The sequence below is a fragment of the Clostridium coskatii genome, from assembly GCF_001675205.1.
In the GTDB taxonomy this organism is placed as follows: Bacteria; Bacillota; Clostridia; order Clostridiales; family Clostridiaceae; genus Clostridium_B; species Clostridium_B ljungdahlii.
In genome coordinates this window covers 1-568 of record NZ_LROR01000003.1, presented here as the reverse complement: position 1 = coordinate 568, position 568 = coordinate 1, and the positions used below count along the sequence as shown (strand labels likewise).

The 568-nt window shown below is 32.9% G+C and carries 2 protein-coding genes; both read right to left on the bottom strand.

What is annotated here, in order from left to right; all coding sequences use genetic code 11:
- Nucleotides 1-119: IS66 family insertion sequence element accessory protein TnpB (gene tnpB / locus CLCOS_RS23125; RefSeq protein ID WP_082976972.1), on the bottom strand; the 119-nt coding region annotated here is incomplete at its 3' end.
- A complete protein-coding gene (gene tnpA / locus CLCOS_RS00015) occupies nt 109-489 on the bottom strand; it encodes an IS66 family insertion sequence element accessory protein TnpA (protein WP_063602069.1) in 381 nt (126 codons plus the stop codon). The genes tnpA and tnpB, both read right to left, overlap by 11 nt.
- Nucleotides 490-568 lie beyond the last annotated feature (79 nt).

Below are 568 nucleotides of genomic sequence, written 5' to 3'. Positions count from 1 at the left end.
AATGGATTCAGCTCAAAATTCTGCTGTACAATTGCAGCAAGTCCATCAATGGATTTTCTCATATCTGTATATCCAGTTGCAATATATACCTTCTCTGCTTTTGAAATATCACCCAACATTTCTGAGCACCTTTATAATATTTTGAATTAAACTTTCTGAGGCACTGTTGTGAATTTCAAGTACTGCAGAGCCTAAATGGACAATAACATCAGCTTGGGATGTTCCTGAAGGAACATAAGCTGTATTTGTAGAAATAGCATTAGATATTTTGGGCATATCCATTGGAACTATTTGTCCCTGATGGTTTATTGAAGGCAGTGCTTTACAGGCAGCAGCACGTATTTTTCTTAACCAGTAGTAATAACTGTTTGTTTTAATTCCATTATTCCTGCACCAGGGAGATACATTTTCTCCACTATCCATGCATTCACGTATAGTCTTAATCCATTTATTCATTCTATAATCCTGTGTTGTTTTTTGTACATCCATTTAAAATCTCCTATTAAAGTTTTTCAAGTTAACTTTAAAAACTTTAAAACTTATTTTAGAAGATTATCTCACATTTTTT